The 12,871-nt window shown below is 63.2% G+C and carries 13 protein-coding genes; 4 read left to right on the plus strand and 9 right to left on the minus strand.

Going from position 1 to position 12,871, the window contains the following annotated elements; genetic code table 11:
• Positions 1-80: 80 nt before the first annotated feature.
• Both FJ960_RS11545 and FJ960_RS11550 read right to left on the minus strand, forming a co-directional pair.
• Positions 81-989 carry a DMT family transporter gene (locus tag FJ960_RS11545; protein ID WP_140714002.1) on the minus strand — a complete coding sequence of 303 codons (909 nt, stop codon included), beginning with the start codon at positions 987-989 and terminating at the stop codon, positions 81-83.
• Positions 986-1,930: a DMT family transporter gene (locus FJ960_RS11550; protein WP_140714004.1), complete on the minus strand. Its 945-nt coding sequence runs from the start codon at positions 1,928-1,930 to the stop codon at positions 986-988. Before FJ960_RS11550 ends, FJ960_RS11545 begins: the two co-directional genes overlap by 4 nt.
• Before the next feature lie 335 nt (positions 1,931-2,265).
• On the opposite strand from FJ960_RS11550, the gene FJ960_RS11555 reads away from it, so the two are divergent.
• The 3 genes from FJ960_RS11555 to FJ960_RS11565 all read left to right on the plus strand — a co-directional run bounded on the left by FJ960_RS11555 (position 2,266) and on the right by FJ960_RS11565 (position 4,620).
• Positions 2,266-2,847 carry a VOC family protein gene (locus tag FJ960_RS11555; RefSeq protein WP_140714006.1) on the plus strand — a complete coding sequence of 194 codons (582 nt, stop codon included), beginning with the start codon at positions 2,266-2,268 and terminating at the stop codon, positions 2,845-2,847.
• 26 nt (positions 2,848-2,873) lie between these two features.
• Positions 2,874-3,746 carry a glutathione S-transferase family protein gene (locus FJ960_RS11560; protein WP_140714008.1) on the plus strand — a complete coding sequence of 291 codons (873 nt, stop codon included), beginning with the start codon at positions 2,874-2,876 and terminating at the stop codon, positions 3,744-3,746.
• A 166-nt stretch (positions 3,747-3,912) separates the two neighbouring features.
• Complete coding sequence (locus FJ960_RS11565) at positions 3,913-4,620, plus strand: LuxR C-terminal-related transcriptional regulator (RefSeq protein WP_246672732.1); 708 nt, start codon at positions 3,913-3,915, stop codon at positions 4,618-4,620.
• Between the two features lie 19 nt (positions 4,621-4,639).
• On the opposite strand, the gene FJ960_RS11570 is transcribed toward FJ960_RS11565, so the two are convergent.
• The 3 genes from FJ960_RS11570 to FJ960_RS11580 form a co-directional block, all read right to left on the minus strand.
• A complete protein-coding gene (locus tag FJ960_RS11570) occupies positions 4,640-5,743 on the minus strand; it encodes a polyamine ABC transporter substrate-binding protein (RefSeq protein WP_140714012.1) in 1,104 nt (367 codons plus the stop codon).
• Between the two features lie 69 nt (positions 5,744-5,812).
• Positions 5,813-6,919, minus strand: a complete 1,107-nt coding sequence (aguA, locus tag FJ960_RS11575; protein WP_140714014.1) for an agmatine deiminase — start codon at positions 6,917-6,919, stop codon at positions 5,813-5,815.
• A 182-nt stretch (positions 6,920-7,101) separates the two neighbouring features.
• Positions 7,102-8,619: an alpha/beta hydrolase gene (locus tag FJ960_RS11580; protein WP_140714016.1), complete on the minus strand. Its 1,518-nt coding sequence runs from the start codon at positions 8,617-8,619 to the stop codon at positions 7,102-7,104.
• A 190-nt stretch (positions 8,620-8,809) separates the two neighbouring features.
• Here FJ960_RS11580 and FJ960_RS11585 point away from each other — a divergent pair, with 190 nt between their 5' ends.
• Complete coding sequence (locus FJ960_RS11585; RefSeq protein WP_140509830.1) at positions 8,810-9,313, plus strand: OsmC family protein; 504 nt, start codon at positions 8,810-8,812, stop codon at positions 9,311-9,313.
• 49 nt (positions 9,314-9,362) lie between these two features.
• On the opposite strand, the gene FJ960_RS11590 is transcribed toward FJ960_RS11585, so the two are convergent.
• The 4 genes from FJ960_RS11590 to FJ960_RS11605 form a co-directional block, all read right to left on the minus strand.
• A complete protein-coding gene (locus FJ960_RS11590) occupies positions 9,363-9,581 on the minus strand; it encodes a hypothetical protein (RefSeq protein WP_015318519.1) in 219 nt (72 codons plus the stop codon).
• A 256-nt stretch (positions 9,582-9,837) separates the two neighbouring features.
• A complete protein-coding gene (locus tag FJ960_RS11595) occupies positions 9,838-10,578 on the minus strand; it encodes an SDR family NAD(P)-dependent oxidoreductase (RefSeq protein WP_140509832.1) in 741 nt (246 codons plus the stop codon).
• Positions 10,579-10,626: 48 nt separating this feature from the next.
• Complete coding sequence (purF, locus tag FJ960_RS11600) at positions 10,627-12,096, minus strand: amidophosphoribosyltransferase (RefSeq protein WP_140509833.1); 1,470 nt, start codon at positions 12,094-12,096, stop codon at positions 10,627-10,629.
• A gap of 105 nt (positions 12,097-12,201) precedes the next feature.
• Positions 12,202-12,861 (minus strand): CvpA family protein, encoded by a 660-nt coding sequence (locus FJ960_RS11605; protein WP_140509835.1) that lies wholly within the window; start codon positions 12,859-12,861, stop codon positions 12,202-12,204.
• Between the last annotated feature and the right edge of the window lie 10 nt (positions 12,862-12,871).

The raw sequence follows: 12,871 nt of genomic DNA on the forward strand, positions 1-12,871 counted from the left end.
GGTTTGGGGGGACTTGGGGGGTGGCCCGTCGCAGCAACAATGTCCGAGCACGGTAATGGTTCCGTGACTTCCGAAATTTTTTAAGAAATATTTGACGACGCTTGCCGGGAGCGTGCCATCAGCCAGTCGCGGCCGGCGTGGGCAAAGACCGCGCAGAGCACGATCGCGCCGCCGACCATGCTGGCCACCGGCGGTATTTCGGCCAGGAACAGAAATGCAAACAAGATCGCGAACGGCACTTCCGCCGAGCCGAGCAGGCCGGATTCAGGCGCCGGGATAAGCCGCGAGCCTTCCGTCCACAGGACGGAAGCCAGCGCGAAGGACGCGCCGAATGCGGCAAGCAGAACCGCGTCCCTTGCTGAGACCGCCAGGGGATCGGTAACGAACCAGCCAAGTATGAACAACAGGAAGGCCGAAACCGCGCCGGCCCACACCACGGGCGTGTCGCGGAACGCGCGCACCATGATCATGTAAAGCGCGCTGCCGGCCGTCATCAGCAGCGCCAGCCCATCGCCGAACAGGTTGCCGGTGCCGAAACCCGACCAGACCATGATGGCAACCCCGCACAGCGACACGGCCGCGGCCATCATCGTCTGCAGGCGGAAAGGCTCGCACACCAGCATCCAGGCCAGCACGGCGGCAATGAAGGGCGACGTCGCGTAGATGACCGCGACATTGGCGACGAAAGTGAACTTGAATGCCGAAATGAAGGCGATGCTGGCCAGCGCGCCTTCCACCGCCAGCAGCCAGCCGCGCCAGCCGAGCCGCAGCGGCTCACGATTGCCGGCACGGTGGCGGCGCCACAGCACGTAGAGACTGATCAGAATCGCGCCGACAAAGCCGCGCCAGCAGGTGATCGTCAGCGGATCGGCATGGATCGACTTGGTCAGCACACCGGTCAGCCCGAATACAGCCGCCGAGGATGACACGAGAATGACGCCCAGCGTGCGCTCGGCGACAATGTCGGTGGTGGCTGTCACATCAGTCATACCGCAAGACTACGCCACTCCCCCTGACATCGTAGCGTCAGCAATAATGAATACCACAGCCGCTTGCGGAAATGCTCGCCGCCGACGATCAGCAGGCCGGCGGCGACGATAAGGGCAGCACCCAGAAAAACCTCGCGGCGTGGCACGTCGCCCCAGATCGCGAAGCCGAGCGCGAACGCCCACAACAGTGAGGTGTATTCGAGTGTCGCCAGGATCGATGCCGGCGAGCGCTTCATGCCTTCGAAGAGAAGATATTGCGCCAGGCCGCCGAGTGCAGCGACGCTGGCAAGAAGCAGCAATTGCGCCGGGTCCGGCGTATGCCACCACAACAAAGCCGGCACCGCCGAAAACACCAGGAAATAGAAATTGTTGAGGAGGAGCTGGATCATCGAGCGCTCGGCAAGTGCCGTCTTGCGCAGGAGCACGATGGCGATGCCCCACAGGCAGGCAGCCGTCAGCACCAGCAACACGGGTACCGAAAGGCCGAGATGGGCGGGATCGCAGGCGACAAAGACACCGGCAAAGCCGATCAGAACCGCCAGCCAGCGCAGGACAGGCACCTTTTCGCCGAGCAGGACCACCGAAAGCACGGTGACGATGATCGGGGCCGCGTAATAGACGGTGGTCAGTTCGGCGAGTTGCAGGCTGCGGGCCGCATTGTAATAACAAAGCCATGCGGCAAGCGTGAAGGCACTGCGAACCAGCATCCGCCGCACGATCGGCGATCGCACCGTATCGGCGAACAACTGCCGCCCGCCTATGGCCGCGCAGGCGCCGAGAATGGTGATGCTGCGGAAGAATAGGATCTGCCAGACAGTCATGCTGGTAACCAGCAGCTTGATCGAGGCATCCTGCGTCGAAAACAGCAAGTAGGCGGCGCCGGTCAAAAAGATGCCGGCGAGAACCCTTTCGCGTGTATCGAGAATGGCGATATCGGCCATAAGGCGTGAGCCTGCTTGAGTGAAGGCGGCTCCAGCCCCTGTCGGCCCCGCACCTGCCAACTATACTGGCGAAATCCGCACGGCGCTGCTCCAGCGCAGGGCTTGCGTTTGGGGCAAGGGAGGGCAGCGCTAAATACAGCCTGTCCCGGATGCCGCTTCTGGCGCGGCTCGGCTGATTGGTTTAGCGTCGTCTCACAAAGCGGGGGCCGAAGGGCAGGCGCGCAGAACGCCGGGGAACGGACAGGGAATTGGCGCTCAGCCCATGCTGGATGTAGCATGTGCAGGTCCGGCCTGACGGGCCGCCTCTGACAGAGCGGATTTTGGGGAGAGGGCCGATGCAGAAACTGCAGTCGCAAGGCGTCCATCACATCACGCTGGTCGGTGCCGGCCGCCAGACCTCGATCGATTTCTGGGAAGGTGTGCTGGGCATGCCTTTCATCTTCGAGCAGCCCAACCTCGACAAGCCGACCGAAAGCCATCTGTATTTCGATCCGGGCGACGGCCGGCTGATCACCATCTTCACCGACGAGACCCGGACGGCTGTGAAGCGCCGCACGCCGACCGATCCGGGCTGCGTTCATCACATCGCCTTTGCGGTGTCGCGCGTCACCTTCCTGCAGGCAGTCGCCCGGCTCGACGAGCGCGCCATCAAGCACAGCGGCGTCAAGGATCGCGGCTTCATGGATTCGATCTATTTCGAGGATCCGCTCGGCCTGCTGATCGAGCTTGCCTCCTACCGTTTCGAGCCGCCTGCCGGCTTCACCCATGCCGACGTGCTGATGGAGGCGCATAGGCTTCGTGTCGCGCGTGGCGACTACAACATCGCCGAAGTGCACCTGGCTGACGCCATCCAGGCGCTGGTGGAACGCGTGCGCGCGACATTGTCGGCCGACCGGGCACCCAAAAATCCATATTGAAGGCTGAACAGGCAAGGGAGGAATACGTGGCAAAGACAGTGACGAAGAGCCCAAGGAAACCGGCGGCCAAACCAGCGTCAAAAGCCGCAGCGAAGCCTGCAGCAAAAGCTGCGGCCAAACCCGCGGCCAAGACGGTGTCAAAGGCAGCCGCCGGCAAGGCCACGGCCAAGGCCAAGGCCAAGGCCAAGGCGAAACCGGCAAAGAAACCAACACTGACAATCAGCATGCTGAAGCCGAGCGTCAACAACATGACCGTTCGCGTCTTTGCCCGTGCTGCCGGGCTCGACCATGCGGAGGCCGATGCGTGGGGGCAGACGCGCTCGCCGGAATACATGGCGCGCAATCCGGCCCATCTGACGCCGATGATCGAGGACAAGGGCCTGCCGCGCGGCGTGCTTTGGGAGAGCTGCGCCATCATGCAATATCTTTCCAACAAACATGGACTGGAGAAATTCTACCCCAGGGCGCCAGCCAAGCGGGCGATGATAGACAGCGCCATGTTCTATCTGATCGGCACGCTCTATCCCTATGTGGCGCGCGCCACCTATCCGGCGCTCGGCTTCCCGCAATATGCCGGCGAGGTCGGGCACAGCGACGCCCACCCGGACAGGAAATCGGAGGCGCAGAAGGCCGCGGTCGCCGCCATTGCCGAACCGCTCGAGGTCTTCCACTCCTTCTTCCGCGACGGCAAGCCGTTCATCGGCGGCAAGAGCCCGTCGATCGCCGACATCCGCCTTGCGGCGACCCTCGAGTTCCTCGCCGTCATCGACTACGCCCTGCCCAAATGGGCGAAGGAATACATGGCGGCAATGGAGAAGAAGCTCGGCAAGGCCTATGCCGGCCCGGCCGGCGACGTGCGCGGCTACATCGCCCATGTGAGATCGCAAGCCCAGGCGTGATTCCAACCAGTCGATGGGGCGACGATCTGCGGAGGCGGCCGCAGGACTGATTTCGCCGGTGGCGTCGTGGTTCCCCGCCAGCTTGAAGTTGGCGGGGCTTGCGTTAGTCTGGGCGCGCATGCAGTCGAATTTTTCTCTCGACCGGCTTGGACGCTGGAGCGGTGGCGTGGCCGCCGCGGCCCTGGCGGCAACGCCCGAAGACTTGTCGGCCCGCTTCAGCGCGGCGGCAAGCGTGCTGCTTGGCTCGGATCGCGCCTATGTCGGTTTCTATCGTCGCGACATAACGTCCCTGACCATCGACGAGGCCGGACCCGATCACTGGAACCGCGACTATGATGCGCGCATCTATCGCCAGGATCCCTTCTTCCAGAGGTTCGCCAGCACCAGACAGGATTTCCTGCTGCCGTTGTCGGCTCTCAGCCACGGCGATTTCCAGCGCACGCCGTACTATCGCGAATTCTACGGGCCGTCCGGCAGCTTCGATGAAATAACCGGCGTGTTCAATCTCGACGGACTGACCGCCGGCTATGTGACCTTTCTGCGCCGCGATGGCGCGCCGCGTTTTGGCGAGCATGATCTGGCGGTGGCCGGCGCGGCGAGCAGCGCCACAAAGCTTATTCTGCAAAGGCTGCTTCATTTGTGCCGTCTTCGGGACAAGGGGGCCGCAATCGAAGCCGCAGGGTCGCACCTCAGCGCCCGGGAAAGGCAGATCGCACGGCTCCTGATCGAGGGCGGCAGCGCCAAGACGATTTCGCGAAACCTGTCGATTTCACCCGGCACCGTGCGCAACCACATCAAACAGATCTACCGCAAGCTCGGTGTGCACTCCCAGGTCGAGTTGCTGGCCGCCGGCTGGGAGGCCCCGCGCGACTGACGGTTTCGTTTCGCCAGCTTCACTGCCCCGTCACGACGCGTGTCCACATGCGGTTCTGCAGTCGCAGCAACTTTGCGTCGTTGTTCTCGACCACGAACAGCTTGGCTTTTACGTCATCGGGCGGGAAAACGCCGGGATCCTTGGCTACAGCCTGATCCATCAGCGGCAGGGATTCCGGGATCGCATTGGCGTAGGAAACATAACTGGAATTGGCCGCTGCGATATCGGGCCGCAAATTGAAATCGATCCAGGCCTCGGCATTCTCCGGATGCGGCGCATCCTTTGGCACCGCCATCGTGTCGAAGTTTATCAGCGTGCCTTCCCTGGGAATGGAATAAGCAATTTCCAGCTTCTTGGCGGATTCCGCCGCACGGGTCTTGGCCTGCAATATGTCGCCCGACCAGCCCAGCACGACACAGATGTCGCCATTCGCCAGATCGTTAATGTATTTCGACGAGTGGAAGTAACGGATATAGGGCCGCACCTTGCCCATCAGCTCTTCGACCTTGACGAGGTCGTCCGGACTGGTCGACCTGGGGTCGATGTGCAGGTAGTTCATAGCCATCGGAATGATCTCCGCCGGGGCATCGATCATGGCGACGCCGCAATCGGAGAATTTCTTGACGACGTCGGCGTCGAAGACCATGGCGAAGGAATCTGTCGGCGCGTCCGGCATCCGTTGCTTGATGGCAGCAACATTGTAGCCGATGCCGTCCGTGACGGCCATGTAAGGGACGGCGTGCAGATTCTGCGGATCCGCGCCCGCGATCAGCGACAAGGCTTGCGGATCGATCTTCGAGTGGTTTGAAAGCTTCGATCTGTCGAGCTGCAGGAAAACGCCAGCCTTCACCTGATTCTTCAGGAATGGAAAGGCCGAGGGATAGACCACGTCATATCCTGAGCCGCCGGTGAGCAGTTTCGTTTCAAGGACCTCGTTGCCGTCATAGACATCGTAGCGGACCTTGATACCTGTCTCCTTCTCGAATTTCTCAGCCGTGTCCGGCGCGATATAGTCGGACCAGTTGTAGACGTTGACCACCTTCTCATCGTCCGCCCGGGCGACGCCGAAGCTGATGCCGCAGGCAAGCGCGGCGGTCAGGATTGGGAAGAGCAGAGCGCGCATGAGTATCTCCTTTTGCCTGGCGGGCCGATGCGGCGCACCGTTCTGATTTCACTTCGGCACGCTTGCCGCTCAACGCCGTTGCGGCGCGTAAACCGGTAAGGTGATACAGGCGACGTTGCCGCCGCCGAGCAGGATTTCGCGGGAGTTCTCGATGCCGACCACCTTGTGGTCGGGAAACAGCGTGGCCAGTTGTTGCTTTGCCTTGCGATCGAGATCGCAGCCGAACTCAGGCACGACCACAACGCTGTTGCCTGGATAATAGTTGATGTAACTCGCCGCGATCCGGTTGCCGGCCGGCCGTGCCCAGGTCGAATCGACCCGGTCCACGCTCTCGCTCTCCTCCATCGTCATTTCGATCGGTAGGGGGTGAGGAAGCCGATGAACCTCAAGACCACGGCCACGCGCATCACGGGCCGAACACAGCACCTCCTCGGCTTCGCGCACGATCTCATATTGCGGGTCGTCCCGGTCTTCGGTCCAGCTTAGCGCGACCACGCCAGGGCGCACGAAGCAGCAGAGGTCGTCGACATGGCCATCCGTCTCGTCGAAGGCAAAACCGCGCGGCAGCCAGATGATTTTGTCGACACCGAGATAGTCGCCAAGCTGCTGTTCCACCTTCGCCTTTCCCAGATGGGCATTACGATTGCGATTGAGCAGGCACTGCTCGGTCGTGATGAGCATTCCCTTGCCATCGCATTGCAGTCCGCCGCCCTCCGCGACCAGCGGCGCGCGGTAGCGGTCCATCCTCTCAACCTCGAGGACCTTTTGCGCCGCGAGGTCGTCCAGGTCCCATGGCGAGTAGAGCCCGCCGTCGAAACCGCCATAGGCGTTGAAGACCCAATCGACGCCGCGAACGCTGCCTCGATCATTGACGACGAAATTGGGGCCGCTGTCGCGTAGCCAGGAATCGTTGGTGGACATTTCCACGACGCGCACGTCGGCAGGCAATCGCGCTCTGGCATTCCGCCACTGGCGGCTGGATGCGGCCACGGTCACCGGCTCGCTTTGTGCGATCGCCGCCGCGACATTGGCGAACAGCTTCTGCGCGGGCTTGGCACCCAGACGCCATGTGTCCGGCCGTTCTGGCCAGATCAGCCAACAGCCTGATTTGGGTTCGAATTCGCCAGGGGCGCGAAAACCATCCTGTCTCGGTGTGGTCGAGAGCGTATGTGACATTGTGGGACTACCGGAAAATGGGACGACGAAACTTTTCCGGATCAGACGGTTTTAGGGCCTTGTCCGTCAATGTCCCATTTGGGATACCTTGATCACTGCGCTAGCAACTGGCCTGCGTTCGGCTGGGGCGAGCACCATTGGTGCCGGGCCTTGGTTGCCCGTAAGTTCGATGTCTCTGTCGTTTACTGCGTCGCCTGGTAAAGTTCCGAAGCGGCCTCTTTCAGCGCGCGCCGGCCGTCCGGCTTGAGATACATCATGTGCCCACCTTCAACGACGTCGAGGCGGATCGGCCTGGCGCCGGCGAGCGACGGGATCTGGCCGACCAGATAACGTGACGCCAGATAAGGAGTGACGAGATCGGTGTAGCCATTGACGATGACGACGCCCAGCGCGGGATTCAGAGAGCGCGCTCGCTGCAAATCGTCCATCACACCGGCATAGCCCTGGCGCGAGGTGCTCGTGCCATAGTCCCAGTTGTGGCTGATATCACCGTTCAGCAAGCGGTAGCTGACATCGGTGCGAAAGTTCAGTTCGTCGCGCGCGTAACCGACAAAGGCCGAGGTCAGCGCCGGCACACTGCGGTCCAGCACCGGATCGGGACCGGCGATGCGGGCGCTCTGGGGAGCGATGTCCGCCGTCGCGATCATGCCGTCATAGGGGCTGAGCACCTTGCCCGTGGCACGGGCAAACTCCCTTGCGAAGAGCGAGGTCGGGACGCGGGCGAAGTTGCGGTGAACGAGGTCGGGTGGCAGGCCGGTGATCTCGGCCACGCGATCGCTCGCCAGCCGCCCGCCTTGCTCCAGCCCGCTGGTGAGCGCGGTGAGGTACTCGCCAAGTGCATAATGCTCGACCTCGGCGAGCTTTTTCCGCAGTGTATCGCCGTCAAGACCTTCACTGCGCAAGCGGACCGCCGCGAGCGAGGGTAGTTCGAGAGCCCAATGCAGCGGCTCGAATTCGTCGGGCTGCACCAGGGTGAATTCCAGCGCCGGTGAGATCAGCACGACGCCGCTCGGGCTGATGCCGATATCTTCCTGCAGCGTCCTGGCAAGCAGTGCCGCCCGAAACCCGCCATAGCTCTCACCGACGAGGAACAGCGGGGATCCCGTGCGGCCGTTTTGGGCGAGATAGAGCCGGATAAAGGCACCGATCGAACTGGCGTCCTGGCTGACGCCCCAGAAGTCGTGCGTGTCCTGGCCAGGAGCCTCGCGACTGTAGCCGGTTCCCACCGGGTCGACGAAGACGAGGTCGGTCATGTCGAGCCAGCTGTCGGAATTATCGACGAGCTTTTGCGGCGAAGGGAGGAATTCCCCGTCGGCTCCGGTCGCCACGATGCGCGGTCCGAGCGCGCCGAGATGCAGATAGGCTGATGCGGCGCCCGGGCCGCCGTTGAACACGAAGGTGATCGGCCGCGGTGCTTCCGTCGCGACGCTCTCCCGCGGTTTCAGCGTATAGGCAACATAGAAGATTTCCGCTGTGACCTCGCCCTTGCCGGAGAGCAGCGGGAGCGTGCCGGCCTTTGCCTGGTACTGCAGGCTGCGCCCGCCAATGCTGATCGAATGGTCGGTGATCGCGGGCGGCGGCAGCAGCGACAGCACGCCGCCCGCGGGCGCCGGCCGCTCTGGCGTTTCAGCCAGAACAGGCTGCGCGAAGCCGGCAAGCATGAAGAGGACAGGGCAGACGAGTTTCAGCTTGGAACGCATGAGGTCTCCGCGGGACGACACCCGCATAGGTATGGCCGAGGCGAATGAAGTCAAAGGGAATACAGGACGGCGAGCCTCCTGCTGTCCCGCCGACACCAGTTCCTGATAGCTTGGACGTCCTGCTCGGATTGGCTCACACGTCTTGCACGGCCGTGCTATCAAGGCAGAAAGCCGTTCGGAAGGAACGAAAATGGACGCAACCGAGCTCAAGGCCATGCAGGCCCCGCTGAAGCAGGCCTACCGCGACGACGCCGCGCAAGCACTGATCACGCTGAGGGCAAAGGGCTCGATCGACGAACAGTCGGTGGCCTGCAAGGTGGAGACGGGCAGGGCGTTGGCAATCGCCGGCCTTCATCCGGCAACAGGCGGCTCGGGGCTGGAACTGTGCTCCGGCGACATGCTGCTCGAGGCGCTGGTGGCGTGCGCCGGGGTGACGCTGAAGGCGGTGGCCACGGCGCTCGAGTTCAAGCTCGGCGCCGCGACCGTTGAAGCCGAAGGCGACCTTGATTTTCGCGGCACACTCGGCGTCGCCAAGGACGCGCCGGTAGGCTTTCGCGCCATCCGGCTCAATTTCAGTCTCGACACGCCGGAACCGCAGGAGCGCATTGATTCGCTGCTGAAGCTGACCGAGCGCTATTGCGTGGTGTTCCAGACCATCAACCAGAAGCCGGAACTGACGGTGAGCGCGCGGTGATGAATCACAAGGCCCGCAGCAATGGCAGCGGGCCTTGTGATACCTATGCTTACTGAGCTGCCGGCTCTTCGGCGTCGCCTTCGTCGGTGAAGGGCGAGGCGCTCGGCACGCACTGCACGGACCAGCCGGCGGGTGTCGGCTGCTTCTGATACTCGGTGATGGCGGCGGTACACTGTTCGCGCTTGTCGAAGGTGCTGGGCAGCACGACCATGCCGCCCTGCGGACCGGCGATTACCAGATACCAGACCAATGCTGCGGTCGTAGCCATGGAGTTTTCCTTGTCTGCCCGGCAGGGCGCTTGGTGTGGGAGTCGTCCGATGCTAACAACTCCTCGGAAATGACGAAAGCATGACCGCCGCCTTAGAGAACAGCCGCGTCATGATTCTGCAGGTTTTCGGGCTAGGCGTGTTGCAGTCGCCACTCAATCTGTCGCAAAGCAATAGAACAGCCGCCGAGGCGTCGAGAACGGTGCGGTCGTGATGATCCATCATGGCCGCCTCTTCAGCACCGTCAAAGGCTCGAGTTTATTCCGGCTGCCGGTAGGCGACGAAGCGGTTGTGCTTGGCCTGGAAGATCAGCCCTGTCTCTTTGAGATCCGGGCTGGCCAGCGGCACGATGCGTTTGGCGATCTCGGAGGGGTGCGGCAATGTCTCGGGATCCTCACCGGGCACGGCTTGCGCGCGCATCGCGGTGCGCGTGGCGCCGGGGTCGGCGGCGTTGACACGCAGCGGCAGGCTTTGTGTCTCATGCGCCCAGGAGCGCATCATGGTCTCGACCGCCGCCTTCGATGCAGCGTAAGGCGCCCAGAAGGCGCGCGCCGAATGCGCGGCATTGGAAGACAGGATAATCGCCCGGCCGGCATCCGAAAGCCGCAGCAGCGGGTCGACGGAGCGGATCAGCCGCCAAGTCGAGGTGACATTGATGGTCATCACCTTTTCGAACGTCTTGGCCTCGACATGGCCGATCGGCGAGATGACGCCGAGCACGCCGGCATTGGCCACGAGAATGTCGAGCTTGCCCCAGCGCTCGTTGATGGCGCCCCCTAGCCGGTCGATGCCGGCCATGTCGGCGAGATCGAGCGGCACCAGCGTCGCCTGGCCGCCGGCCGCCTTGATCTGGTCGTCGAGTTCTTCCAGCCCGCCGACGGTGCGGGCAACCGCGATGACATGCGCACCGGCGGCCGCCAATTCCCTGGCGATGAAATAGCCGATGCCGCGCGAGGCACCGGTGACGACCGCAACGCGGCCGGTAAGGTCGAGGGTCATGCGATGGCTTCCGCAGATATGGCTGGAGCTAAGGACGGTCCGGCAATCCTATGCCCCATTGTTAGCCAGCAGCGACAGCGTGCGCACATTGTCGTGGCCTTCGAAGTCGAGCAGGCGGGTCGGATATTGGCCGGTGAAGCAGGCGTCGCAGAATTGCGGCTGGTCGTCGTCGCGGCCGGCCTCGCCCACGGCACGGTAGAGCCCGTCGATCGAGAGGAAGCCGAGCGAATCGACGCGGATGAACTCGGCCATCTCTTCCACCGACATGCGCGAAGCCAGCAGCTTCGACTTCTCCGGCGTGTCGACGCCGTAGAAGCACGATGCGCTGGTCGGCGGCGAGGCGATGCGCATGTGCACTTCCTTGGCGCCGGCGTCGCGCACCATCTGCACGATCTTCTGGCTGGTGGTGCCGCGAACGATCGAATCGTCGACCAGCACCACGCGCTTGCCCTCGATCATGCGGCGGTTGGCGTTGTGCTTCAGCTTGACGCCCATGTGGCGGATCGAATCGCCTGGCTGGATGAAGGTGCGGCCGACATAGTGGTTACGGATGATGCCGAGCTCGAAGGGAATGCCCGCCGCCTGGGAAAAGCCGATCGCCGCCGGCGTGCCGGAGTCCGGCACCGGCACGACGATGTCGGCTTCGACCGGATTTTCCTGCGCCAGTTCGGCGCCGATGCGCTTGCGCACCTCATAGACGTTGCGGCCTTCGACCGAAGAGTCGGGCCGGGCGAAGTAGACATATTCGAAGATGCAGAAGCGGGTCTTCTGCGGTTCGAACGGGAACAGGCTCTCGATGCCCTTGGAAGTGACGACGACCATCTCGCCGGGTTTCAGGTCGCGCACGAAACGGGCGCCGATGATGTCGAGCGCGCAGGTCTCGGAGGCCAGGATCCAGGCACCGTCGAGATCGCCCAGAACCAGCGGGCGGATGCCGAGCGGATCGCGGCAGCCGATCATCTTCTTGGCCGTCATCGCTACCAGCGAGAAGGCGCCCTCGACCTGACGCACCGCGTCGATGAAGCGCGAGTTGAGATCCCGTTCCTTGCTGGTCGCAACCAGGTGCAAAAGTGTCTCGGTATCGGAAGTGGAGGAGAAGATCGCGCCTTGCTGCTGCAGCGCGCGCTGCACGGTCATGGCGTTGGTTAGGTTGCCGTTATGGGCGACGGCGAAGCCGCCATCGGCCAACTCCGCGAAAAAGGGCTGGATGTTGCGCATGCCGGCGCCGCCAGTGGTGGCGTAGCGCGTGTGGCCGATGGCGCGGTTGCCTTGCAGGCTGTCGATGACGCGTTGCTTGGTGAAGGTGTCGCCGATCAGGCCGACATGGCGTTCGACATGGAACTGGGTGCCGTCATAGGAGACGATGCCGGCCGCTTCCTGGCCACGATGCTGCAGCGCATGCAGACCAAGTGTGACGATGGCTGCCGCATCCTGCCGGCCAAAGATGCCGAACACGCCGCACTCGTCATGGAAATGATCGTCAGCCTCGGCGGAAAGCACGTCGTCTGCGTCTGCCATCTTAAGCTCCGCTAAAATCGCCATATAAGGCCGTCGCGCGTCGAAAGCAACGCAATGCGTGCGGTCGTTCACATGGATCGACCGTCCGACGTCCAGTTTGGGGCCTCAGTTCGCCGGCGCAGGCTGCGGCTTGGCCGTATTGTCGGCAGGACCGGCGTCGTTGTCGTCGGGCGCCGGCGCATTGGCGTCGTCGCCACCGGTTGGAGCATCCGCCGCCGGTGCGTCCGGCGCGGCGGGCGTCTCGGCGGCCGGCTGATTCGGATTGAGCTTCTTGAGGATGGCGTTTTCCGGGTCCTCTGGCAGCAGGCTTTCGAGCTTGGCGCCGATCTGTTCCAGCAGCGGCCGCGACTTGGCTTCCGTGACCCAGGCCGGGGCCTTGGCGCCGGCCAGCCAGTTGAAGAACAGCAGCGCCACCGCGACGACCAGGATGCCGCGCGCGGCGCCGTAGAGAAAGCCGAGCGTGCGGTCGAGCGCGCCGATGCGCGAATCAATGATCCAGTCGGCGAGCTTCATGGTGATGACCGACACGACGATCAGCGCGATGATGAAGACGACGCCGGCAGCCGCCGCCATGGCGATCTTTTCGTTGTCGATATAGGGCTTCAGGTAGGGCAGGACCGGTTTGTAGAAGAAGAAGGCGGCCGCGGCCGCCGCCGCCCACGAAACAACCGAAAGCACCTCGCGCGAAAAGCCGCGAACCATGGCGAGCATCGCCGAGACCAGGGTGAAGCCGACGAGAATTCCGTCAAGCAGCGTAATCGGCATGTCTTTGGCC

This window comes from Mesorhizobium sp. B2-3-11, assembly GCF_006442215.1.
In the GTDB taxonomy this organism is placed as follows: domain Bacteria; phylum Pseudomonadota; class Alphaproteobacteria; order Rhizobiales; family Rhizobiaceae; genus Mesorhizobium; species Mesorhizobium salmacidum.

What these genes read in the sequence shown, in the direction of transcription:
- FJ960_RS11545 (WP_140714002.1), bottom strand. Translation starts at nt 989, where the DNA reads ATGACTGATGTGACAGCCACCACCGACATTGTCGCCGAGCGCACGCTG.
- FJ960_RS11585 (WP_140509830.1), top strand. Translation starts at nt 8,810, where the DNA reads ATGGACGCAACCGAGCTCAAGGCCATGCAGGCCCCGCTGAAGCAGGCC.
- FJ960_RS11605 (WP_140509835.1), bottom strand. Translation starts at nt 12,861, where the DNA reads ATGCCGATTACGCTGCTTGACGGAATTCTCGTCGGCTTCACCCTGGTC.
- FJ960_RS11590 (WP_015318519.1), bottom strand. Translation starts at nt 9,581, where the DNA reads ATGGCTACGACCGCAGCATTGGTCTGGTATCTGGTAATCGCCGGTCCG.
- FJ960_RS11555 (WP_140714006.1), top strand. Translation starts at nt 2,266, where the DNA reads ATGCAGAAACTGCAGTCGCAAGGCGTCCATCACATCACGCTGGTCGGT.
- FJ960_RS11550 (WP_140714004.1), bottom strand. Translation starts at nt 1,930, where the DNA reads ATGGCCGATATCGCCATTCTCGATACACGCGAAAGGGTTCTCGCCGGC.
- FJ960_RS11570 (WP_140714012.1), bottom strand. Translation starts at nt 5,743, where the DNA reads ATGCGCGCTCTGCTCTTCCCAATCCTGACCGCCGCGCTTGCCTGCGGC.
- aguA (WP_140714014.1), bottom strand. Translation starts at nt 6,919, where the DNA reads ATGTCACATACGCTCTCGACCACACCGAGACAGGATGGTTTTCGCGCC.
- FJ960_RS11580 (WP_140714016.1), bottom strand. Translation starts at nt 8,619, where the DNA reads ATGCGTTCCAAGCTGAAACTCGTCTGCCCTGTCCTCTTCATGCTTGCC.
- purF (WP_140509833.1), bottom strand. Translation starts at nt 12,096, where the DNA reads ATGGCAGACGCAGACGACGTGCTTTCCGCCGAGGCTGACGATCATTTC.
- FJ960_RS11595 (WP_140509832.1), bottom strand. Translation starts at nt 10,578, where the DNA reads ATGACCCTCGACCTTACCGGCCGCGTTGCGGTCGTCACCGGTGCCTCG.